The 22,069-nt window shown below is 74.7% G+C and carries 20 protein-coding genes; 13 read left to right on the top strand and 7 right to left on the bottom strand.

What is annotated here, in order from left to right; genetic code table 11:
* Positions 1-129: 129 nt before the first annotated feature.
* From E6U81_RS24235 to E6U81_RS24205, 7 genes are all read left to right on the top strand, one after another.
* Complete coding sequence (locus E6U81_RS24235) at positions 130-357, top strand: CbtB-domain containing protein (protein ID WP_030657740.1); 228 nt, start codon at positions 130-132, stop codon at positions 355-357.
* An 11-nt stretch (positions 358-368) separates the two neighbouring features.
* The gene (locus E6U81_RS24230; RefSeq protein WP_136232200.1) at positions 369-1,199 is read left to right on the top strand and encodes a CbtA family protein; all 831 of its coding nucleotides are present in this window, start codon (positions 369-371) and stop codon (positions 1,197-1,199) included.
* A 120-nt stretch (positions 1,200-1,319) separates the two neighbouring features.
* Entirely contained in the window at positions 1,320-1,670 is a 351-nt protein-coding gene (locus E6U81_RS24225) for a metalloregulator ArsR/SmtB family transcription factor (RefSeq protein WP_136232199.1), read from the top strand.
* 160 nt (positions 1,671-1,830) lie between these two features.
* On the top strand, positions 1,831-3,234 hold the full coding sequence (locus E6U81_RS24220; protein ID WP_136232271.1) for an MFS transporter: 1,404 nt from the start codon (positions 1,831-1,833) through the stop codon (positions 3,232-3,234).
* A 52-nt stretch (positions 3,235-3,286) separates the two neighbouring features.
* Positions 3,287-4,723 carry a hypothetical protein gene (locus tag E6U81_RS24215; RefSeq protein WP_136232198.1) on the top strand — a complete coding sequence of 479 codons (1,437 nt, stop codon included), beginning with the start codon at positions 3,287-3,289 and terminating at the stop codon, positions 4,721-4,723.
* Positions 4,724-4,811: 88 nt separating this feature from the next.
* Positions 4,812-6,053 (top strand): MoxR family ATPase, encoded by a 1,242-nt coding sequence (locus E6U81_RS24210; protein WP_136232197.1) that lies wholly within the window; start codon positions 4,812-4,814, stop codon positions 6,051-6,053.
* Positions 6,050-7,306 carry a VWA-like domain-containing protein gene (locus E6U81_RS24205; protein ID WP_136232196.1) on the top strand — a complete coding sequence of 419 codons (1,257 nt, stop codon included), beginning with the start codon at positions 6,050-6,052 and terminating at the stop codon, positions 7,304-7,306. Before E6U81_RS24210 ends, E6U81_RS24205 begins: the two co-directional genes overlap by 4 nt.
* Positions 7,307-7,317: 11 nt before the next feature.
* Here E6U81_RS24205 and E6U81_RS24200 read toward each other — a convergent pair whose 3' ends face one another.
* Positions 7,318-8,421 carry a CPBP family glutamic-type intramembrane protease gene (locus tag E6U81_RS24200; protein ID WP_240803989.1) on the bottom strand — a complete coding sequence of 368 codons (1,104 nt, stop codon included), beginning with the start codon at positions 8,419-8,421 and terminating at the stop codon, positions 7,318-7,320.
* Positions 8,422-8,624: 203 nt separating this feature from the next.
* Positions 8,625-10,433, bottom strand: a complete 1,809-nt coding sequence (locus tag E6U81_RS24195; RefSeq protein WP_240803988.1) for a PAS domain S-box protein — start codon at positions 10,431-10,433, stop codon at positions 8,625-8,627.
* A gap of 232 nt (positions 10,434-10,665) precedes the next feature.
* Between E6U81_RS24195 and dhaL the strand changes: the two genes are divergently transcribed.
* Together dhaL and E6U81_RS24185 are read left to right on the top strand one after the other, a co-directional pair.
* Positions 10,666-11,280, top strand: coding sequence for a dihydroxyacetone kinase subunit DhaL (gene dhaL, locus E6U81_RS24190; protein ID WP_240803987.1), 615 nt, complete (start codon positions 10,666-10,668; stop codon positions 11,278-11,280).
* Positions 11,277-11,708 (top strand): PTS fructose transporter subunit IIA, encoded by a 432-nt coding sequence (locus E6U81_RS24185; RefSeq protein WP_136232194.1) that lies wholly within the window; start codon positions 11,277-11,279, stop codon positions 11,706-11,708. Before dhaL ends, E6U81_RS24185 begins: the two co-directional genes overlap by 4 nt.
* Before the next feature lie 284 nt (positions 11,709-11,992).
* On the opposite strand, the gene E6U81_RS24180 is transcribed toward E6U81_RS24185, so the two are convergent.
* Positions 11,993-12,382, bottom strand: coding sequence for a S4 domain-containing protein (locus E6U81_RS24180; RefSeq protein ID WP_136232193.1), 390 nt, complete (start codon positions 12,380-12,382; stop codon positions 11,993-11,995).
* Between the two features lie 145 nt (positions 12,383-12,527).
* Between E6U81_RS24180 and E6U81_RS24175 the strand changes: the two genes are divergently transcribed.
* The 3 genes from E6U81_RS24175 to E6U81_RS24165 all read left to right on the top strand — a co-directional run bounded on the left by E6U81_RS24175 (position 12,528) and on the right by E6U81_RS24165 (position 16,121).
* On the top strand, positions 12,528-12,923 hold the full coding sequence (locus tag E6U81_RS24175) for a helix-turn-helix transcriptional regulator (RefSeq protein ID WP_136232192.1): 396 nt from the start codon (positions 12,528-12,530) through the stop codon (positions 12,921-12,923).
* 189 nt (positions 12,924-13,112) lie between these two features.
* On the top strand, positions 13,113-13,925 hold the full coding sequence (gene modA / locus E6U81_RS24170; protein ID WP_136232191.1) for a molybdate ABC transporter substrate-binding protein: 813 nt from the start codon (positions 13,113-13,115) through the stop codon (positions 13,923-13,925).
* 306 nt (positions 13,926-14,231) lie between these two features.
* Positions 14,232-16,121, top strand: coding sequence for an ABC transporter permease (locus E6U81_RS24165; RefSeq protein WP_206310013.1), 1,890 nt, complete (start codon positions 14,232-14,234; stop codon positions 16,119-16,121).
* Positions 16,122-16,558: 437 nt separating this feature from the next.
* Here E6U81_RS24165 and E6U81_RS24160 read toward each other — a convergent pair whose 3' ends face one another.
* Both E6U81_RS24160 and E6U81_RS24155 read right to left on the bottom strand, forming a co-directional pair.
* Complete coding sequence (locus E6U81_RS24160; protein ID WP_136232189.1) at positions 16,559-18,646, bottom strand: SpoIIE family protein phosphatase; 2,088 nt, start codon at positions 18,644-18,646, stop codon at positions 16,559-16,561.
* Positions 18,647-18,765: 119 nt separating this feature from the next.
* Positions 18,766-18,981, bottom strand: a complete 216-nt coding sequence (locus E6U81_RS24155) for a hypothetical protein (RefSeq protein ID WP_168714722.1) — start codon at positions 18,979-18,981, stop codon at positions 18,766-18,768.
* Positions 18,982-19,428: 447 nt separating this feature from the next.
* On the opposite strand from E6U81_RS24155, the gene E6U81_RS24150 reads away from it, so the two are divergent.
* The gene (locus E6U81_RS24150; RefSeq protein WP_136232268.1) at positions 19,429-20,079 is read left to right on the top strand and encodes a DNA alkylation repair protein; all 651 of its coding nucleotides are present in this window, start codon (positions 19,429-19,431) and stop codon (positions 20,077-20,079) included.
* Between the two features lie 25 nt (positions 20,080-20,104).
* Here the strand turns inward: E6U81_RS24150 and E6U81_RS24145 are convergent, their stop codons facing one another.
* Complete coding sequence (locus E6U81_RS24145) at positions 20,105-20,761, bottom strand: response regulator transcription factor (RefSeq protein WP_136232187.1); 657 nt, start codon at positions 20,759-20,761, stop codon at positions 20,105-20,107.
* Positions 20,758-21,957: a histidine kinase gene (locus E6U81_RS24140; protein WP_136232186.1), complete on the bottom strand. Its 1,200-nt coding sequence runs from the start codon at positions 21,955-21,957 to the stop codon at positions 20,758-20,760. Before E6U81_RS24140 ends, E6U81_RS24145 begins: the two co-directional genes overlap by 4 nt.
* Positions 21,958-22,069: the final 112 nt, after the last annotated feature.

Raw genomic sequence — 22,069 nt, 5'->3', positions numbered from 1 at the left:
GTGAATCCGGCATGGTCGCGCCACTGTGTGCTGCGGCGACCTCCCCGGGGGCGTCTCGGCGAGTCAGACCCGAGGACCGTCGTCCTGCACCACCGTATGGGACGCGTTGTTCCCCGAGGAGGTTCCATCATGGCCGAGGCTGTCGCTTCCGCTGCCATATCCACCCCCGCCGTCTCGCCGTCGGCTCCGCTGCCCGTGCGCGCGGTCCTGCCCTGGGCGGTCTTCGTCGGTCTCCTGATGCTCGTGGCCCTCTACTTCGTCGGTGCCGAGCAGGGCGCCACCGCCGTGTTCGCCGGCGAGGGCGTGCACGAGTGGGTGCACGACGGTCGCCACCTGCTCGGCTTCCCCTGCCACTGAGAGGCACGCACATGTATGCCTCAACTGTCAGAGGTCTGCTGGTCCGCGGCATGCTCGCGGGCCTGATCGCCGGACTGTTCGCCTTCGCCGTCGCCTACGTGGTGGGTGAGCCCCCGGTACGGGGTTCCATCGCCGTGGAGGAGGCCGCCGCCGCGAAGGACGCCGCGAGCGCCGCGAGCGGTCACGCCGGACACGGTGGTGACGCCGCGTCGGGCGAGGCCGCCGAGGAGGAGGAAGAGCTCGTCAGCCGCCCGGTCCAGTCGACGGCCGGCCTGGCCACCGGCGTCCTGGTCTACGGGGTCGCGCTGGGCGGCATCGCCTCGCTCGCGTTCTCGTTCGCCCTCGGCCGCGTCGGCGGGTTCAGCCCGCGAGCCACGGCCGCGCTCACCGGGGCGGGCGCGTTCGCCCTGGTCTACCTGGTGCCGTTCCTCAAGTACCCCGCCACCCCGCCGGCGGTCGGCAACCCGGACACGATCGGGCAGCGCACCACGCTGTTCTTCCTGATGATCCTGCTGAGCGTGCTGCTCGGCGTCGGCGCGATCATCCTCGGGCGACGGCTGGCACCGCGCCTGGGCAACTGGAACGCGACGCTGGCCGCGGCCGGCGGCTTCATCGTCGCCACCGCACTGGCGTTCGTGTTCCTGCCGGACAACAGCGACGCGGTCCAGGCCGGTTTCCCCGCGGCCCTTCTGTGGGAGTTCCGGGTGGCCTCGCTGGCCGTACAGCTCGTTCTGTGGACGGTGTTCGCCGTCGTATTCGGCGTCCTGGCCCAGAAGCTCCTGGACACGCGCACCGACGGCGCGGAAGCGACGGCCCAGCAGCAGGCACCCGCCCTCGGCTGATCCCACCGCCACGTCCGCGCACGGGCCCCGCGCCCCCCAGGGGGGTTGCGGGGCCCGTGCGCGTTCCCATGCGTGCGCCAAAGCGCACGCGTCTCACTCCCGCCGTCCTACGATGTCCGCATGAGCTCAGGCAAGCATCCGGCAGGTGCGCAGGCGTCGCAGGTACGGGGCGACCGGCTGGAGGTCGCCGCGTCCGTCCTGGCCCTGCTCGCGGACCGCACGCGCCTGGCGCTGATGGAGCGGCTCGGGCGGGGCGAGGCCGACGTGACCACGCTCACCGAGGCGTGCGGGGCGGCCCGTCCCTCCGTCAGCCAGCACTTGGCCAAGCTCCGTCTCGCCGGGCTGGTCACCACCCGCAAGGACGGGCGCCGCGTCGTCTACGCCCTGCGCCACGGCCACCTGCGCCGGCTGGTGGACGAGGCCATGAACGTCGCCGACCATGAGATCGGCTCCCTCCCGCCGCACGACTGAGCCCGCCCGCGGGGCCCCGTTCCGCCCTTGATACGTGCACAGGTGCGCACATGTTGGCTACGCTGGACACCGTGTCGTCGATCCGCCGACCGGAACGGGGCCGCCCTTGCCGTCCTTGCCTTCCGCGCCACCCGTGCCGTCCGCGCCATCGGCGCTGTCCGTGCTGTCGGTGCTGCGCAACGGCACCTACCGCCGCCTGTTCACCGCCCAGGTCGTCGCCCTGGTCGGCACCGGGCTCGCCACCGTCGCGCTGAGCCTGCTCGCGTACGACCTCGCCGGCGACGGCGCCCCGGCAGTCCTCGGCACCGCGCTGGCGATCAAGATGATCGCCTACGTGACCGTCGCGCCGCTGGTCACGGCCGTCGCCGACCGGGTGCCCCGGCGCGTCCTCATGGCGGCGACCGACCTCACCCGCGCCGGTGTCGCACTCGCCCTGCCCCTCGTCACCGAGGTGTGGCAGATCCACGTCCTGATCTTCCTGCTGCAGGCGGCCTCGGCGGCTTTCACCCCGGCCTTCCAGGCCACGATCCCCGAGGTCCTGCCCGACGAACAGGACTACACCCGGGCCCTGTCGATGAGCCGGCTCGCCTACGACCTGGAGAGCCTGTTCAGCCCGGTCCTGGCCGCGGCGCTGCTCACCGTCGTCTCCTACGACCGGCTGTTCGCCGGCACCGTCGCCGGATTCCTCGCCTCCGCCGCGCTCGTGACCGCGACGGCGCTGCCCCGGCCCGCCCCCGTCGAGCGGACCGGCGGGGTCTACGCCAAGGCCGCTTTCGGCATCCGCCTGTTCCGGGCCACTCCGCGGCTGCGGGCCCTGCTCGCCCTCGACCTGGCGGTCGCCGCCGGCGGAGCCGTCGTCTTCGTGGACACCGTCGCCGCCGTCCGCGGGCACCTCGACCGCCCGGCCGGGGCGGTCTCGGTCGCCCTCGGCGCCTACGGCGCCGGGTCCGTGCTCACCGCGCTCGCCCTGCCCCGGCTCCTGCGGCGCTCCTGCGACCGCACCGTGATGCTCCGGGCCGCCGCCTGCCTCCCGCTGGTCCTCGCCGCCGTGGCCGTACTCACCGCGACCGCCCCCGGCGCCTGGTCCTGGCCCGCGCTCCTGGCCGCGTGGGCGGTGATCGGGGCCGCGTGCTCGGCCGTCCTGACGTCGGGGGGCCGCGTGGTCCGCCGCTCCACCGCCGACGCGGACCTGCCCGCCGCCTTCGCCGCCCGGTTCTCCCTCTCCCACGGCTGCTGGCTGCTCACCTATCCGCTGGCCGGGTGGCTCGCCCCGTGGGCCGGCCTGCCGCTGACCGCCGCGGCCCTGGGGGCCGTCGCCCTGGCCGCGACCGCCGCCGCGGCGGCGGCCTGGCCGGTCCGCGACCCCGACCGGCTGGACCACGTACACCCGGACCTGCCGCCCGGTCACCCGCACCTCGCCGACGCCCGTCCGGCCGGGGGCGGCTGGCTGCACGGCCACCACTACATCATCGACCAGCACCACCACCACTGGCCCGGGCGGGACGGCACCCGCCGGAAAAGCCCTCGCCGGCCGCGGCAGGGGCCGCTACGATCACCGCGATGACCACTCATTCCACTCACGGATCGGAGGTCCCCACCGCGCAAGGTGAGTGCTGATGCTCACTGCGACCGCGAACAGGGACTCCCGCCTCACCCTCTGGCGCCGCGTACGCGAGTACGCCGTGCCGGTGTCCATGATCGAGACTGCGACCGCGCGCCGCCACGCCGGCGACTGGTCCGCGGCATGCGCCGCCGCAGGCTTCGACGTCGATTTCAACCTGCGTTCCCTGGCCCGCTCGCACGGCCGCGACCTCGCGGACCGGATCCGGGCCGACCTCCGCCACCTGGCTCCCGACCTGCTGCGCTGGCACATGCCGCGGGTCGCCCCCGACGGGCTGCTGCGCCCGGGTCTGACCATCACCCTGGCCCGGTACGCCACCGCCGCGCCCGCGGGCACCGCGCCCCCGGTGCACCTCGTGGCCCGCACTCCGCCCGCCTGGGCGGACGGCGGGCAGCGCATCGGCCTCGCGCTGTGGGACGGTTCCCGCTCCGAGGCCGGGGTCGCCGGCGCCGATCCGCGCCGCGGGTCCCGCCCCGACCGGCGCTTCCGCCTCGACCTGCACCGCCACTTGTGGGACGCGCGCAGGACGGACGAGCTGCGGGCCCGCTCCGGGGCCGACCGGCCGCCCTGCGACGACCCGCCCGGGCCGGATCCGGAACTCACCCGAGCGCTGCCTCCGGAGCACCGGTGCGCCGTCGACCGGTGGGCCGCCGAGGCCGGGATCGTGCTCCGGGCCGAGGGACGGGACACCGGCAGCGTCACCGTCCGGCTCGGTGCCCGGCAGCGGCTGGTCCTGGACCTGGTCGCGGGCGCTGACGGGGACGCGGACGGGCAGGGCGCCGGGATGCCGTCGCTCCGGATCGGGTCCGCCCCCACGGACGGCAGCGCCCACACGCTGCCGGTCCTGCCCGACGCGGCGGCCTGGGTACTGCCCGACCTGGAACTGCTCCGCACCGGCTCCATCGGGGCCGACCGGCTGCACCCGCTGGTCGCCGCCGCCCTCGCACCGGACCGTGCACCGGCCCCGCCGTCGGGGACCGCAGAAACGGAACCGGAGCCCGAACCGGGGCCGGGCCGGCCGCGCTTCGTCGAATGCCGTGGGTCCCGGCACCGCATCGGCCTCGTCGACGGCGTGCTGACACCGCTCGACCACGACCCGGCCGAGGTCCGGCGCGAGGAACTGCTGGCGGCGCTGTCCGGTACTCCCCTGCCCTGCCTCCGGGCCATCGACGCGGCCCACCGCCGACCGGACTGCCTCACCGGCGTCCGCGAACGCCTGGACCACGGAGACATCGCCGGTGCGCTGGCCGTCGTCGAGGGCCTGCTGGGCCCCGGCGCAACTCTGCGCCCCGGACCCCTGCTGGACGAACTGGAGGCGGCCGCCCGACGGCGGATCACCTACGGGCTGTTCCGCGCGGGCCTGGCCGGACCGGGCCCCAACCGCCTCCCCCCGAAGCCCGGTCGCTCCCGGCACGACCGCCGGGCGGCCTGAGCTCCGGCGCACTGCGCCGTCGGCCGGGACCGCCCGGCCGTGCCCCCCTTCGTACGCGACCTTTCACGAACCCCACAGGTGACCACACATGCGCATGGACATACCCGCCGTCTCCCAACTCGACGTCGCCGGCGATCTGCTGGCCCTGCTCGGCGAGACCACCACCGAGCCGCGCCCCGACAACCAGCTCGAAGCCCTCACCCTGGCCGTCGCCGCGGACCTGCCCGTCCTGCTGTGGGGCGAGCCGGGGATCGGCAAGACCGCCGCCCTGACCCAGCTCGCTGCCTCCCTGGACCTGCCGCTCACCACGGTCATCGCCAGCGTGCACGAACCGTCCGACTTCTCGGGGCTGCCCGTCGTCGGCGACGACCCCGCGGAGCAGGGCGTCCCCATGGCCCCGCCGGACTGGGCGGTGCGCCTGGTACGGGCCGGGCGCGGGCTGCTCTTCCTCGACGAGCTGTCGACCGCACCCCCGGCCGTGCAGGCCGCCCTGCTGCGCCTCGTACTGGAACGGCGGATCGGTGCCCTGCAACTGCCGCCCGGGGTGCGGATCGTGGCGGCCGCGAACCCGCGGTCCTCGGCGGCCGACGGCTGGGAACTGAGCCCGCCGCTGGCCAACCGGTTCGTCCACCTCCAGTGGACCCACGACCACGATGTCGTCGTACGCGGTCTCGGCGGGACCTGGCCGCGCGCCACCCTGCCGCGCCTCGACGCGCAGGCACTGCCGGCCGCCGTCGACTTCGCCCGGCGCGCGGTGTGCGGGTTCCTCACCACCCGGCCCCCGCTCGTACACCGCCTGCCCTCCGCCGAGACGCGGCGCGGCGGCGCCTGGCCGTCGCCCCGCAGCTGGGACATGACGCTGCGCCTGATCGCGTTCGCCACCGCGGCCGGCTCCTCCCGGGAGGTGCTGTCCATGCTGGTCAGGGGAACCGTCGGGGACGGTCCGGCGCTGGAACTGCTCGCCGCTGTGGACCGGATGGAACTCCCCGACCCCGAGGAGCTGCTCGCCGACCCGGCCGGCGCCGACCTGCCCGAGCGGGGCGACCAGCGCCAAGCCGTGCTGGACGGGATCGTGGCCGCGGTCAACCGGCGTCCGGAGAAGGCCCGTTGGGACGCAGCATGGACGATCATGGTCCGGGCGCTGGAGACGGGGGCGCCGGACCTGGTGGTCGTCCCCGCGACCTCCCTGGCCGCGCTGCGCCGGGAGGAGTGGGACGTGCCGGCCGCGATCGAGCGGCTCGCCGGGGTGGTGGACCTGTCCCGGCGAGCGGACCGGGCGGCGGAGCGGACCGCGGACCGCAAGGGCGTCCCCGTGGGGGCCCGCCGGTGAGCGCCGGGGCGCCCGGGGCGCTGGACCTCGACAAGCTCTACACCGCACGGCTGCACGCCGCGCGGGTCAGGCCGTACCTCGCGACGGCTCTGTTCGCCCTTCACACCGTGGAGTCGCGGCAGGTGCCGACGATGGCCGTCGACCGGTACTGGCGGGTCTACGTCTCGCCGGGGTTCGTGTACCGGACTCCGGTGGCGGAACTGGCGGGGGTCTGGGTCCACGAGGTGTCGCACCTGCTGCGCGACCACCACCGGCGCGGCGACCGGGCCGCGCGGCTGCAGGGGCTGGAGGGCCCCGGGGCACGGCTGCGGGTGAACATCGCCGCGGACTGCGAGATCAACGACGACGTGTTCGGCGACGGACTGGCCCGGCCCGCGGGCGCCGTCACCCCGCAGCACCTGGGGCTGTCCGGGGGCGAGCTGATGGAGGACTACCTGCGCCAATTCGGGCTCGGGCCGCGCACGCAGGGCCTGGTCTGGCTGGACTGCGGCAGCGGCGCCGACGGGATGGACCGCGGGTGGGACCTCGGGCCGGACGGCGCGCACGGCCTCAGCGAGCAGGAGCAGGACGCGGTCCGCTTCCGGGTGGCGCAGGGCATCAACGGGCGGCCGGGCAGCGCCCCGAAGGCATGGAAGCGGTGGGCGGAGGAGGCCTTCCACCCGCCCCAGCCGTGGCGGGAGTTGCTCGGAGCGGCGGTCCGGTCCGCGGCCTCCGGCGCGGGCGCCGGCGAGGACTACAGCTACGGCCGGCCCTCGCGGCGCTCGGCCGGCCTGCCGGGCATCGTCCTGCCGAGCCTTCGGCGCCGACCGCCGCGGGTCTGCGTGGTGATCGACACCTCCGGATCGGTCAGCGACGCCGAACTGGGCAGCGCGCTCCTGGAGGTCGCCGCGATCTCCCAGGCCGTGGGCGGCCGCCGCGACCTGGTCACCGTGGTGCCGTGCGACGCGGCAGCGCGGATCGTACACCCCCTGTGCCAGGGCGAGGGCATTCCGCTGCTGGGCGGCGGCGGTACGGATCTGCGGGCGGGTTTCGCCAGGGCTCTGCGGTCGGGGCCCCGGCCCGACGTCATCGTGGTCCTGACGGACGGGCGGACGGCCTGGCCCGCCGTCCGGCCGCCCTGCCGGACGGTGGTGGGCCGCTTCTCCCGCAACAGGAGGCTGCGGTGGGACGAGGACGATCCGTACTACCGGCCGGACCCGACACCGTCCTGGGCCCGGGTGGTGGAGATCGGATCGGCCACCGCCGACCGGTGAGGGAGCCGCACCTACACGGCCCGCTCCGCACCCTCGGCCGGCTCCACCCGCCCGGCCGGCTCCGCAGGCTCGGCGGGCCCTCCCGGGCTGAGGCGCCGGACGCCGCGGGCGGTGGCGAGCTTCGCGATCAGCAGGCAGTACGCCGGTGCGGCGACGAGTTCGAGGACGAGGGCCTGCCACGGGGCGTCCGCCGCGTTGCCCGATTCCGCCAGTTGCCCCAGGGCCACGGTGATGCCGTAGGCGGTCATGTTGTTCGCCACGTGCACCGCGATGACGGCTTCGAGGCCTCCCGTGCGGATGGTCAGCCATCCCCACCACAGGGCGGAGTAGAACAGCAGGGCGAATCCCGACCACTCGCCGAAGCCGTGGGCGACGGCGAAGAGGGCGGACGCGATGACGATGCCCGGCCAGGGGGACGTGAGGAATCCGCCGAAGAACTGGGCGAGCCAGCCCCGGAAGACGAATTCCTCGGCCGCGGCCTGAAAGGGGATCAGCGCCCACAGCACGACGAGTCCGAGGAGGAGACCGGACCAGCCGGGGAAGTCGCCGGCGAGGGACTCCTCGCCCTCGCTGAGGTAGCCCCAGAGCGCCAGCCCGCCCATCTGGAGCACGATCAGCGGGAACGCGACCGCCGCACAGCGGGCCAGCCAGCCCCAGCGCAGCCGGCCCACGACGGAGGCCGCGGTGCCGCCGGGGCGGCTGCCGCACCAGCGGACGGCGAGCAGTACGACGGGTATGCCGGTGGCTATGGAGAGCAGGCCGAGCGCCTCGTCGGCGAGCGGGTCCCCCAGGATCCGGTCCCCGTTCTCGGGTGCGAAGTCCTGCCCCAGCACGTACCAGGCGAGGGCGCCGAACGCGATGACCACCAGCGGTACGGCCAGGTTCCCGACAAGGACGAGGAGGAACTCCCCGATGCGCTGCGGGACCTTCTGCCGTCCGTTGCGGGCCTGTTCGTGGTAGGCGCTGCCGGCCGGCGCGGTCTCGGTCCGCGGCGGCCCGGCGGCGAACGGAGGACCGCCCGGGGCGGTGGGCGGCCATCCCCGCGCCGGGGCCGGCCATTGCGGAGCGCCTGCGGGCGGCGCGGCCCACACGTTCGGCGGGGGCGTATCTGACACAGCGGGACCCTTTCCGTCACGGCCGTTCACACGCCCATTCGATCACGTGGCCGCCCCGGGGCTCAGTCCGTTTTCGCGCGGAGGTCCGCCGGGAGCCCGCCGATGACGCGCCCCGCCCGCCGCGCCGAGGGAGGGGCCGGGCGTGGGGCGGGCAGAGGCAGTGAGAACCAGACGGCCTTGCCCTCGGCCGTCGGGAGGGTTCCCTAGGAGGAGGCGAGCGAGTCGACGAGGAGCAGCCCCCGGCCCGATTCGGCGTCGGGGGCGGCGAAGCGGGCCTGCGGCAGGACCGGGCTGCCGTCGCAGACCTCGACGCTGAGTTCACGACCGGCCTGGCGCAGGCGGAGCCGGACGGGGCCGCGGCTGTGGTTCACCGCGTTGGAGAGCAGCTCGGAGGTGAGCAGGCAGGCGGTGTCGCGGAGTTGCTCGTCGTCCTTGCCCCACAGGGCCAGCGTGGAGCACAGGAAGCGCCGTCCCGCGCCGACGCTGCTCGGGTCCGCGGCGAGGAGCATGCTCTGCGAGGTCACGGGCGTGTCGGGGATGCGGACCAGCAGGAGGGTCACGTCGTCGGGGTTGTCGTCGGCGTCCGGCAGCAGTTCGGCCAACAGCCGGTCGGCGGCCGCCTCCAGGCCGTCCGACGCAGCGACGGCCTTCTCCAACGCCGCAGCGAGACCGTCCACCTGGCCCTCGATGTCGCTGTCGGGCGTTTCCACCAGGCCGTCCGTGTAGAGGGCGAGCACCGATCCGGCCTCGACGGTGTGCCGGGTCTCGTGGTGGGGCACCTCTCCCACGCCCAGCGGCACGCTCACCTCGACGGGCAGCCGGGTGACCTCGCCGCCCGGGGCGACGAGCAGGACCGGCAGGTGTCCGGCCGAACACATGGTGATCTCGGCGGAATCGGCGTCCACGACCAGGTAGCAGCAGGTGACGAACTGGTCCGGCAGCTCGCTGACGACCGCGTCCAGGGCGCGCATGAGCTGCCAGGGCGGCATGCCGGTCTTGGCCAGGGCGTGGGAGGCGGATCTGAGCTGGCCCATGACGGCGGCGGCGTCCAGTCCGCGCCCCATCACGTCGCCGACCATCACGCCGACCCGGCCGCCTCCCAGGGGGATGAGGTCGAACCAGTCGCCGCCCACCCCGGCCCCCTGCCGGGCCGGGAAGTACCGGCTCGCCGTGGGCATCCCCGGTACGTCCGGCGGGGATCCCATGAGGCTGCGCTGGAGGGTGAGCGCGACGTGGCGCTGCTGCTCGTAGAGCTTCGCGAGCATCTCCTCGGCCGACTTGCGCTCGGTGACGTCGCGGATGGCGGCGGAGACCAGCGTGCCGTCGGGGGTCTCCAGCGGGCTCAGACTGATCTCCACCGGGAATTCGCCGCCGTCGCAGCGCAGCCCGTACAGCTCCAGGCCCGCTCCCATGGGACGGGTCTTGCGGTTGACGAAGTAGCCGTGCCGGAAGTCGGAGTGGTGCCCGCGGAACCGTTCCGGTACGAGCACCTCGACGGGTCTTCCCAGCAAGTCCTCCCGCGCGTACCCGAACAGGGCCTCGGTCTGCGCGTTGACGAGCTGGATCGAGCCGCTCTCGTCGACGATCACCATGGCGTCCGGTGCCGCCTCGAGCAGGGCCCGGAAGCATTCCTCGGCGGCCCTGCGCTCGCTGACGTCCCGCACGGCCGCCGAGATCAGCAGGCCCTCCGGGGTCTCGAGCGGACTCAGGCTGATCTCCACCGGGAACTCGCGCCCGTCCCTGCGCAGCCCGTACAGCACCAGCCCCGCGCCCATCGGGCGGACCTGGCGGCTGGCCGCGTAGCCGAGCCGGTGGCCCGGGTGCTGGCCGCGGAACCGCTCGGGGACCAGGACCTCGATGTGGCGGCCCAGGAGTTCCCGCCGGGGATGGCCGAACAGGGCCTCGGTCTGCGCGTTCACCAGCCGGATCACCCCGGCGTCGTCCACGATCACCATCGCGTCCGGTGCCGCTTCCAGCAGAGCCCTGAACGGCTCTTCAGTCGTCGCTGCCACGCTGCGCCTCGCACTCGTCGAATCCCGCAGAAGCAGACATCCGACCACGTGGCCGAATCTCGCGCTTCCGGTTGACCGCATGCGGCGCCAATTGACCATTTCTGCGCACCGGCGGCACTGCCGCCGCCCGCGCGGGTTGACGCGCCCGCACGCACAGCGGCCCCGCGGCGGGGGCGCTGATCTATGGTGGCGGCAAGGACTGGCCGGGGCGGACGCGAGGCGAGGAGATCCGGTGCGTGACGCAGAGTTCTTCCGGAACTGGATGGCGGCCGCCGCGGCCGCCGTGGAGCGTGAGGCGGACCGGCTCACGGAGCTCGACTCCCCCATCGGGGACGCCGACCACGGGAGCAATCTGCTGCGGGGTTTCACGGCCGTGCGCACCGTCTTGGACACGGAGGCCCCGGCAGCGCCGGGCACCGTGCTCCAGCTCGCCGGGCGGACGCTGATCTCGACGGTCGGCGGCGCGTCGGGACCGCTGTACGGGATGCTGCTGCGCCGTACCGGCAAGGAACTCGGCGAGGCGCCCGAGGTGTCCGACGAGGAGTTCCGCGGGGCCCTGGACCAGGGGGTCGGCGCGGTGGCGCAGCTGGGCGGGGCGGCGCCGGGCGACAAGACCATGCTGGACGCGCTGCTGCCGGGCGTGGCCGCGCTGGCCACCTCGTACCGGGCGGCGGCGGACGCGGCGGAGAACGGGGCCCTCGCCACCGTACCGATGCAGGCGCGCAAGGGGCGGGCCAGCTACCTCGGCGAGCGCAGCATCGGGCACCAGGATCCGGGAGCGACCTCGTCGGCGCTGCTGCTGGGGGCGCTCGCGGACGTGGCCGAGCGGACGGCGGGCGCACGGTGACGGGCGGACACGGCGCCGGCGGTACGCAGCCGGCCCTGGTCGGGGTGGTGCTGGTCTCGCACAGCGCGCCGGTCGCCGAGTCGGTGGCGGAGCTGGCGCGAGGCCTCGCGGCGGGCGGACCGGTGGCTCCGGTGGCCGCTGCGGGCGGCACATCCGCCGGCGGGCTCGGCACCAGCGCGGAGCGGATCGTGGCGGCCGCGCGGGAGGTGGACCGGGGTGCCGGGGTCGCGCTGCTCGCGGACCTCGGGAGTTCGGTGCTGACGGTCAAGGCGCTGCTGCTGGAGGACGAACTGCCGCCGGACGCGCGGCTGGTGGACGCGCCGTTCGTCGAGGGCGCGGTGGCTGCGGTGGTCGCCGCGTCCGCGGGCGCCCCGCTGGCACAGGTCGTGGAGGCAGCTGCCGAGGCGTACGCCTACCGCAAGGTCTGAGCGTCCCGGCGCGCGGCTGAGCCCGGACGACGGGCGGGTCCCGTCCGCCGGTGGCGGCGCCCGCGGGGGTGCGGTGGCGTGCGGTGCACACGGCACAGCGGGAGCACGACGGAGAAGGCCGCGGCACAACACAGCACGGCGGACACGAGCCGGCACAGCACGGTACAGGCCGGCACGGCGGGGCGCCGCGACGCCTCGCGGCGGGCACGTGAGGCAAGCCGGGCCGCCGGCGCCGGGCGGCCGCCCGGCCCTGTCGTCGGAGCCCGGCCCGGACCGCGCCCCCGTCAGCGGCCGCGCAGCGACTGCATCTCGCGGCGATCGCGCTTGGTGGGGCGGCCCGTGCCCCGGTCGCGGATGCCGACGACCGCGGCCTCCACGGGGGTCGGCGGCGGCGGGCTCTTGTCGATCAGGCACTCGGCGGCGACGGGCGCGCCCACCCGCTTGGACACGGACCGCCTGACGACGACGCTCCGCTCGCGCCCCGCGTGGAAGAGCCGGACCTCGTCACCGGCGCGGATCGCCTGCGCCGGCTTGGCGCGCTCCCCGTTGACCTTCACATGACCCGCCCGGCAGGCCGTCGCCGCGATCGCCCGGGTCTTGGTCAGACGCACGGACCAGATCCACGCGTCGACCCGCACCGTGCCCGTTTCCGTCCCCGACACCTCATCTGCCATGCCCCGACTCTAGCGATCCGGACCCCCCGCGGGGGAACGACTCTTCTCCGTCTTTTGGCAGATGCACCAAGACACCTGGCACCTACCATGGTGTTCTCCCCAAGAGAATTGCAAATGCGCCACACGTGCCCCTACCTTGTCGCACATGCAGTCCTACACCATCGGACAGGCTGCGCGACTGCTGGGCGTCAGCCCGGACACCGCGCGGCGCTGGGCCGACGCCGGCCGGGTCGTGACCCATCGCGACGAGGTCGGCCGGCGGCTGATCAACGGCCGCGATCTGGCCGCTTTCTCCGTGGAGGTGGGGCAGGGCGCCCACACCGAGGACGGCGAGCCGTACACCTCGGCGCGCAACGCCTTTCCGGGCATCGTCACGGCCGTCAGGCTCGGCGAGGTGTCCGCCCAGGTCGACATCCAGGCGGGTCCCCACCGCCGGGTCTCCCTGCTCACCCGTGAGGCCGTCGAGGAGCTCGGGCTGGAGGTCGGCATGCGGGCCACCGCCCGCGTGAAGTCCACGAGCGTGCACATCGACCGCGCCTGAACCCACAGGCCGCCGCGTTCCGCCCGCGTTCTGCTCCCGGCCGGCCCGCGGTCCCCCGCACCGCCGCTCGGCGCCACTGCTCAGCACCACCGAACCGTCCCCACCCGCTCCGCCCGTCACCGGCGCGGGTCACCACCGCGCGGATCCGGCACCCGGCCGGCCGCCGACCCGACCGAGGAGCCTGCGCTCATGTCCCCGACCCTGACCCGCCGCCGCACCGTCGCCGCCGCCCTGTCCGCCGCCCTGCTCGCCGGGCTGACCGCCTGCGGCAGCGGCGACGACAAGCCCGCCGCCTCCGGCACCGGCTCGGCGGCGCCTTCGGCGTCCGCCGCGCCGCAGGCGAACCTCACCGTCCTGGCCGCCTCCTCCCTCACCGACGTCTTCAAGACCGCGGGCGAGGCGTACCAGAAGTCCCACCCCGGCACGAAGGTCACCTTCTCCTTCGCCGGTTCGCAGGAGCTCGCGGCACAGGTCAAGCAGGGCGCCCCGGCCGACGCGCTGGTCACTGCCGACACCAAGACCATGGACGGGCTGAAGGCCGAGACCGGCGACCCCAAGATCATCGCGAAGAACCGCCTGGTCATCGCGGCGGGCAAGGGCAACCCGTTCAAGATCGACGACCTGAAGGACCTCGCCGACACCAAGGTCAAGGTCGTGCTCGCCGCGCCCGAGGTGCCGGTCGGCCGCTACAGCAAGCAGATCCTCGACGCCCAGAAGGTCGAGGTGAAGCCGGTCTCCCAGGAGCCCAACGTCCGCGCCGTGCTGAGCAAGGTCGAGCTGGGTGAGGCGGACGCCGGCCTCGTCTACAAGACGGACTCCGCCAAGTCGGGCGACAAAGTCGTCACCGTGGAGATCCCCGACGACCAGAACGCCGTGGCCTCCTACCCGGCCGCCACGCTGAAGCAGTCCAAGAACACCGAGGCCGCGGCCGCGTTCGTGGCCTGGCTGAGCACCCCCGAGGCGCAGAAGGTCCTCCAGGACGCGGGCTTCCAGCAGCCGTAGGCGGCGCCGCTCCCCGTGGATGGCAGGAGGGGCTGTCTGGTCCGGGGGGACAGGCAGCCCCTTCGGCGTGCCCGCGCCCGGCCGCGCCCGCCGGCCGCCCCCGCATACGCTTCCCCCTTGCGCCCCTGCCCGACAGCCCCGAACCGCACCGAACCACCTCGAACCGCACCGTCCGGCCACGCCCCGACCCGACCCGCCCGGCCACGCCGGCCCCAGCCAGGAAGTCCCGTGAGCAGACTCCGTACCCGCACCCGGCCCCCGGTGGCCCTGGCGCTCCCCGCGCTGCTCGCCGTCGCGTTCCTGCTGATGCCGCTGATCGGGATCCTCGTCCGCACCCCGTGGGGCGACCTCGGGGAACACCTGGGCAGCCCGGGCGTGGTCGAGGCCCTGAAGCTCTCGCTCGTGGTGTCCCTGTGGGCGCTGGGCCTCTCGCTCGTCCTCGGCGTGCCGCTGGCCTGGCTGCTGGCCCGGGTGAGGTTCAAGGGCAAGGCGCTGGTCCGCTCGCTGGTGCTGCTCCCCATGGTGCTGCCGCCGACCGTGGGCGGTGTCGCCCTGCTCCTCGGCTTCGGCCGGCGCGGACTGCTCGGACCCTGGCTGGAGGACTCCTTCGGGATCACCCTGCCCTTCCACACCTCGGGAGCCGTGGTCGCGGCGACCTTCGTCGCCATGCCGTTCCTGGTCATCAGCCTGGAGGGCGCCCTCGGCGGCCTCAAGCAGAGCTACGAGGAGACGGCGGCCTCGCTCGGCGCGTCGCCGGTCCGCGTGTTCTTCACGGTGACCCTGCCGATGGTGGCGCCCGGTCTGGTCGCGGGCGCCGCCCTCACCTGGGCCCGCGCGCTGGGTGAGTTCGGCGCGACCATCACCTTCGCCGGGAACCTGCCCGGCACCACCCAGACCCTGCCGCTCCAGGTGTACCTGCTGCTCCAGGACCGGCCCGAGGCCGCGACCTCGGTCTCGCTGCTGCTCCTGGCGATCGCCATGGCCGTCCTGATCGCCCTGCGCGGCCGCTGGACGGGCACCCCGGTCGACCGCGGGGCGGTCACGGCGCCACAGCCGGCCCCGGAAGAAGCACCCTCCCCCGCCACGCGGCCGGCCGAGGAGTCCGGCGCGGACGGCGCCCTGCCGCTGCCGGAGTCCGCGGCGCACGACGCGGAGCCGGAGCACTGGCCCCTGCACGCCACCGTCACCGGCTTCAACCGCCTGACCCTGGAGGCCGAACCGGGCACCACCATCGCCGTCGTCGGCGAGAACGGCGCCGGCAAGACCACCCTGCTGCGCGCCCTGCTCGGCCTGACCCCGCGGGCCCACGCCGACCTGCGGCTCGGCGACGCCGACGTCACCACCCTGCCGCCGCACAAGCGGCAGGTGGCCTGGGTCCCGCAGGACGGGGCGCTGTTCCCGCACCTGAGCGCGCTGGCGAACACCGCGTACGGGCTGCGCGCCCGCGGGGTGCCGCGCGCCGACGCCCGCCGCGAGGCGCAGGCCTGGCTGGACCGGCTGGGCGTCGGCCACCTCGCGCACCGCAAGCCGTCGCAGCTCTCCGGCGGCCAGGCCCAGCGGGTCGCCCTCGCCCGGGCCCTGGCCGCCCGCCCGCGGCTCCTGCTGCTGGACGAGCCGCTCGCGGCCCTCGACCAGACCACGCGGGCCCACGTACGGCACACCCTGCGCACGCACCTGGCCGGCTTCGGCGGGGTCTGCCTCATCGTGACCCACGACCCCGTCGAGGCGGTTTCGCTGGCCGACCGGGTCCTCGTTCTGGCCGACGGCCGGGCCCTCCAGGACGCGCCGCCCGCCGAGGTGTCCCGGCACCCGCGGTCCCCGTGGGTGGCCCGCATGCTCGGGCGCAACGCCTGGCCCGGCATCGCCTCGGCGGACGGCCTCGCCCTCCCGGCGGGCGGCCGCCTGGTGGTCGCCGAGGCCCTGCCCGAGGGATCCGAGGCCCTGGCGATCATCGCCCCGGAGGCGGTGTCGGTGCACCGGGACCGCCCGGGCGGCAGCCCCCGCAACGTGTGGCAGGGCACCGTACGGGAGATCACCGCGGTGGGCAGCCGACTGCGCGTGCTGATCGCGTCGGCCGAGGCACCCGACCTGGTCGCGGAGATCACCCCGGACGCGGCGGCCGAACTGGGCCTGGCCGACGGCTCCGCGGTGTGGACGAGCGTGAAGGCCACCGAGGTCACGCTGGTACGCCTGTAGCCGCTTCCGGGCGGGGCCGGGAGGGCGGGGCCGGGACGAGTCATGGGCGCAGATGCAGGCCCGGCTTGACCCCCTCCCCCCATCGGTCCGCTCCGGGGCGCGCGGGTAGTCGTCGATCCGGGGCCGTATCCCGTCGCCGGCGGCAACGGCGAGGACGTGCCCGAGCCGCTCGGCCCGCTCAGCCAACAGACCGTCAACGCATCGCCGCCGTCGGCGCGGCCGGCCCGCTCGACCTCGGCGCCGCGATCCAGGCCGTCTCTTTCGGATCTTGCCGGGCCCGCGCCGCCCGGCACCGCACCCGACCCCCAGACTCCGTCCGGGGGGAGCCCACGGGTGTCGGGGCGCCCGAGTGCGTCCAGTACGCGGGCGCCTCTCCGCCTTGCCGGGCACGGCACCGGACGACGCGGGCTCGACCTACAAGATCCGAAAGAGACGGCCTAGTGCCGCGGCAGTTCGTCAGTGCTCTGCGGGGCGTTCACGGCGAACTCGCACCACACGCATTTGCCGCCGCCCCGCGGCTCCACGCCCCACGCGTCCGCGAGTTGTTCCACCAGCATCAGGCCGCGTCCCGACACCGCCCAGTCGTCCGCCTCCCGCCGCCGCGGCAGTGCGCTGCTGGAGTCCTCGACCTCGACCCGGATCCGGCCCTGCGGTGTGATCCGCATGCTGATGTGGCCGCCGCCGTCCGTGTGGACCAGGGCGTTCGTCATCAGTTCGTCCGCCGCCAGCTCGATCTCGTCCGCCCGGTCCCGCGCACCCCAGGCGGCCACCGCCGCCCGGATGAGGTGCCGGGCCAGGGCCGGGGCCTCGGCGTCCCCCGGGTCCAGGCGCTGGCGCAGCGGCCCGCCGCCGCGCCCGGTGGGCGTACCGCGGCGGCGCAGCACGAGCAGGGCCATGTCGTCCCCGCCGCCCGAGTCCCCGACCAGGTCGCACAGCACGTCGGCGAGTTCCTCGACGTCCGCGGGGCCGCTGTGGATCGCCGCCATGAGCTCCAGCATGCCGGTGTCGGGGTCGGCTCCGGGGCGTTCGATCAGGCCGTCCGTGCACAGCACCAGGGTGTCTCCGGGGTGCAGTTCCAGGCTGGTGACGGGGTAGCCGGAGCCGGCCGCCGCGGACGGTTCGGCGGGTGGCAGCCCGAGGGGCAGGCCGCCCGCCACCTGGATCCGGTGGCAGCTGCCGTCACCGCGCCGCACGACCGGGTCGAGGTGGCCGGCGCGGACCATCTGGATCATTCCGCTGGTGAGGTCGGCCTCGGCGTACGTGCAGGTGGCGAAGCGTTCCGTCTCCAGATCGCGCAGGAAGGCGGAGGCCCGGGCCATGGCCGCGCCCGGCGTGTGCCCCTCGACCACGTACGCGCGCATCACGATGCGCAGCTGCCCCATGACGGCGGCCGCGTCCGTGTCGTGCCCTTCGACGTCGCCGATCATCACGCCGACCCGGCCGCCGCCGAGCGGGACCACGTCGTACCAGTCGCCGCCGATGTCCCGCCCCATCCTGGCGGAGCGGTAGCGTACGGCGATCAGCGCGCCCGGCACCGTGGGGATCCGGCGGGGCAGCATGGCCCGCTGGAGTCCCTCGGCGAGGTCGTGCTCCTGCTCGAAGAGAATGGCGCGCTGGAGGCTCTGGGCGACGCCGCTGCCCAGCGCCATCAGGAGGTTGCGCTCCTCGGCGGTGAAGTCGCCCTCGCGCTTGTAGAGCAGCCCCAGGGCGCCCACGGGCCGGCCCTGCGCGATCAGCGGCAGGTAGACCCCGCTGTGGACGGCCAGCGGCTCGATGTAGGGCCACAGTTCCGGGTAGGAGTCCTGGAACTCCTGCCGGGAGACGATGAAGACCGGCTGCATGGTGCGTACGGCCACGCTCATCGGGAACCGCGCGTCGATCCGGGTGTACTCGATCTCGGGGACGTACGTGCCGAGCTGGCCCTCCGCGACCAGGTGGATGCGGCCGCCGTCGACGACGCCCAGCATCACGCTGACCGCGCCGAGGTGGCCGAGTGCCTGCGGGTCCTTGAGGATGTCGGTCACGTCGTTGACGGTGCGGGCGTGGGCGAGGATGGCGGTGGTCCGTTCGACGACGCCGGTCATCCGGCGGCGCCCCTCGTCCTGTTCCCCGGCGGCTCCGGGCTCGCCCGGGTCGTGGGCGGCGTCGCGGAGGATGCCGATGACGCGGTACGGGCGGCCTTCCGGGTCCCGCAGGATGTGCCCCTGGATGTGGGTCCAGGCCGGTGACCCGTCGCGGCGGCGGCTGCGGACGTAGGCCCCGTAGTGGCTCCGGCCGTCCTTGATCGCCTCGGCGACCCGGGAGTCGAGCCGGGCGGCCTCGGCGGGCGCGATGCGCGCACGGAGCCCGGCGGGGGTGCCGCTGTACTCGTCCGGGCGCAGGTCGAGAACCTCGAGGGCGGTGGGATCCAGGTGCATCCGCCCGCTGTCGAGGTCCCAGTCGAACGTGCCCATGTGGTTGAGCGCAAGGCTCGTGTCCGGCCGCGCGGGCCAGTCGACCTCGGGAACGTCTCCCCTACGGGCCATGCAGCCAGGGTCTCACTGTCACCCGCCGGTGTCCCTGTGGGGCGGTCCGGCCGGGCGGTTCCGCGGGGCGACACGACACTGTGCGGCCCGTCGCGCGGGCCGCACAGCGTGCGCTGGTGTCAGCAGTCGTGGCCGTAGCCTCCGCCACGGTGGTCGTCGTCATCGTCGTACCAGCCGTGGTGGCCGCCCCTGTCATGGTCCCAGCCTCCGCCGCCGCTCACGTAGGAGACGGGCTGGGTGGGGGTCGCCGCCGAGGCGGTGCTTGCGGCTCCCAGGGCGCCGCCGGCCATCAGAACGCCGATGGCGGACGCCGCGAAGAGGCGCTTGACTCTCATTGCTCGCATGGTTGAGAACCCTTCTCGTTGCTATGGCACGAAAATTTGTTCTTCCTCCTCAGCAAGGGATGTCCATGGCTGCACCTGTGGCCGTACACATGTGTTGACTTGCGCGCATCCCCCGTCAACGCGGCCTCGTCGGGCCACGGACCTTGTGGGCCGGTGCGATATGTCGCACGCCTCGCGCTCTGGCGTATTCACCGCGGGTCAAGGGTGTGATTCCCACAGTTGCCACAGTTACCTACGGATGATATTAGTCACCGCTCCACCGATCGGCATCTTGGGCGGCCCCGGATCCGGCCGCGGCACGCGCAATTCCCGTGCATCGACCATCCATTCGGTGCGCCGGTCCGGTCACCGCGACGGACTAGGCTCGGTCCGGCACGTGAGGGAGAGGAGGCCGAGGTGGCAGAGGCGGCGCAGACCCGGGCGGCGTTGGCCGGGGTGATGGCAGAACTGGCCGCGCTCGAGGACCCCAAGACCCGCGCGGTGAACGAGAAGCACGGCGACGACCACGGGGTGAACCTCGGCAGGCTGCGCGCCCTCGCGAAACGGCTGAAGACGCAGCAGGAACTGGCGCGCGAGCTCTGGGCCACGCAGGACACGGCGGCGAGGCTGCTGGCGCTCCTGGTCTGCCGGCCGAAGGCGTTCGGGCGGGACGAGTTGGACGCCATGCTGCGCGGGGCGCGGACGCCCAAGGTGCAGGACTGGCTCGTCAACTACGTGGTGAAGAAGAACCCGCACGCGGAGGAACTGCGCCTGGTCTGGACGGCGGACCCGGATCCGGTGGTGGCGAGCGCGGGCTGGGCGCTGACGACGGAGCGCGTGGCGAAGGAGCCGGAGGGTCTCGACCTCCCGGGGCTGCTCGACGTCATCGAGGCGGAGATGAAGGACGCCCCGGACCGCCTGCAGTGGGCGATGAACCACTGCCTGGCGCAGATCGGCATCGAGCACCCGGAGCACCGCACCCGCGCGATCGACATCGGTGAGCGCCTCCAGGTACTCAAGGACTATCCCACGTCCCCCGGTTGCACGTCCCCGTTCGCCCCCGACTGGATCGCCGAGATGGTCCGCCGCCAGGCCCCGCCGGTGGGGTGAGGCCGCGGCCGGGGTCGCTGCACGGTCAGGCCGGTTCGTCCGCGTCGTGGACCAACAGGGCGATCTGGACGCGGTTGTTGAGGTCGAGGCGGGTCAGGATCCTGGACACGTGCGTCTTCACCGTGGGCAGGGCCAGGTGGAGTTCCCGTCCGATCTCCGCGTTGGACAGGCCCCGCCCGACGGCCGTCGCCACCTCCCGTTCGCGCCCGGCCAGCAGGGACAGCCGGGCGCGGGCGGTGGCCGCCCGCGGCTCCCGGCCGGTGCCGCCCGCCACCTGGTCGATGAGCCGGCGGGTGACGGCCGGGGAGAGCACGGGGTCGCCCGCCGCCACCGTGCGGATCGCCGTCACGATCTCCTGCGGCGGGGTGTCCTTGAGGAGGAACCCGACCGCGCCGGCGCGCAGCGCCCGCAGGACGTGCTCGTCGGTGTGGAAGGTGGTCAGGACGAGCACCTCCGGGGCTCCCGGCCGGCCTCGGAGCGCCTCGGTGGCGGCGAGCCCGTCGACCCCGGGCATCCGGATGTCCATCAGCACCAGGTCGGGGCCGTGCGCGGCGACCAGCCCCGGCACCTCGGAGCCGTCGGCGCCCTCGGCGACGAGTTCGATGTCCGGGGCGCCGCCCAGCATCAGCCGCAGCCCTGCCCGGACGATCGCGTCGTCGTCGACCAGCAGTACCCGGATCATCCGGCCCCCTCCCCCTTCGCCCGACCCGGTCGGCCCTGCCAGGGTAGCCAGGCGTGCACCCGGAATCCTCCGTCGGCAGGGCGGGCGGTGAGTTCCCCGCCGGCCAGCCGGGCGCGCTCCGCCAGGCCGATCAGGCCCTGCCCGCCGCCGGGTCCGGGGCCCGCACCGTCGGCGGGGGCGGCGGCCGGCCCGGGCGGGCGGGCGTTGCGGACGTCCACCGTCAGCCCGCCCCCCGGGCCGCCGGCCACCCGTACCTCGACGGCCGCACCGGGCGCGTGCCGGCGTACGTTGGTCAGCGCCTCCTGCACGATCCGGTACGCCGTACGACCCACCAGCGCCGGGGGCGCGGCGCCCGCGGGCGGCCCCGTCAGCTCGATGCGCCCACCCGCGGCCCGTGCCTGCGCGACCAGCCGGTCCAGGTCCGCGAGTTCCGGCTGCGGCCGCTCACCCTCCTCGGGCCCGGAGCCCGAGCGCAGTACGCCGATCACCTCGCGCAGGTCGCGCAGCGCCAGGCCGGCGCTCTCGCGCATCACCCCGGCGGCCCGCTCGATCTCCTCCCGCGGGGCGCCGGGGTTGAACTCCAGAGCGCCCGCGTGCACGCTCAACAGCGTCAGCCGGTGGCCGAGCACGTCGTGCATCTCGCGGGCGATCTCCTCCCGCACCTCCATCCGGGCCCGCTCGGCCCGGGAGTCCGCGTCCGCCTCGGCCAGTTCGGCGCGCGCCCGCAGCGAGGCGATCAGCTGAGTGCGCGAGCGCCGGAACAGCCCCCAGCCGATGGCCCCGGCGATGAGGGCGAAGTAGGTCACGGCCGAGCCCGCCCGGTCCTCGGGCAGGTCCGGCAGCTGCCACAGGAAGACGGGCAGCGGGGCGAAGACCAGCGCCGCCACCCAGGCCGTGGCCCGCCACGGCTTGGTCGCGGCCACCGTGAAGACCGCCACCATCGCCGGGCCGGTCATGTAGTGGGTCTGGCTGCCGGCCAGGATCAGGGCCACGGCCAGCGGCACGGGCCAGCGCCGTCGCAGGAGGAGCGCGGCGCACCCCAGCCCGCCGGCCACCTGGTCGGCGGTCCGCCATGCCTGGCCCAGGTCCTCCGGTACCGGGACGGACTGCGAGCTGACGGCTGCGAAGCAGGCCGCGAAGAGGACCAGGGCGATGTCCACGGCCCAGTCCCGGCCGGTGCGGTGAATACGGCGCATGTCCGGGAAATCTACGCGGACCCGCACGTCGCCGGGTGTGCGCGGCGGTCACCGGATACTTAAGTACGACCCGGGGCAGCCTTCGGACGGATCCGCCGCCGGGCGCCGCGCG

The organism is Streptomyces sp. A0592 (assembly GCF_004795115.1).
Lineage (GTDB): Bacteria > Actinomycetota > Actinomycetes > Streptomycetales > Streptomycetaceae > Streptomyces > Streptomyces erythrochromogenes.
Note: the sequence above shows the minus strand (reverse complement) of the source record. Positions and strands in the feature narration are given on the sequence as shown.